This is a genomic window from Weissella cibaria (assembly GCF_004521965.1).
Taxonomy (GTDB): Bacteria; Bacillota; Bacilli; order Lactobacillales; family Lactobacillaceae; genus Weissella; species Weissella cibaria_A.
Genome location: NZ_SDGK01000082.1, coordinates 1 through 512 on the forward strand (window position 1 = coordinate 1; position 512 = coordinate 512).

The following is a 512-nucleotide window of genomic DNA, read 5'->3' on the forward strand; positions in this document are numbered from 1 at the left end:
TAACCAGTTGATTGCTGACGGCAGCTTGTACATTGTAGGCCGGCTTGAGCTGGCCACTCATCATTGGGTCTTCCTTTACATGCATAAACGTGGCGTCGGCATCTGTTTTAGAATAGCTGTTACGATTACCGAACGTATCCATTTGATTTTTGTATTGCGCATTCTTATCACGAATTTCTTTCAGCTTGCGAGTTTGAGACTTCACAGTGCGTCGTTTTTGTTTAGCTGGATTTAGTGATACCTTTTTGGTTTCTTCCACAGCTCGGTCTAGCTCATCAATGTGCATCTGTAACCGCGCAATAACATCATCCATATCATCAAACGACAATTCGGTTTCTTCATGAAAGAAGTCCGCTTGTGATGCTTTGATTTCTTCGAGAAGCGTAACTGCTTTGGCTTTGTTCAGTTCGCTGAAGCAAATGGTGTTTCTACGCCAAACAAACGAGTATTTGTTATCGTTAGCCAGAATCTTCGTCCCATCGATAAACACGACATCATCAATGGCGCCTGCG

Annotated in this window: 1 pseudogene; it reads right to left on the minus strand. The window is 43.4% G+C overall.

The annotated features are described in order from the left end of the window. Nucleotides 1-512: pseudogene (locus tag EST42_RS10635) on the minus strand (IS1182 family transposase); the annotation flags it as partial.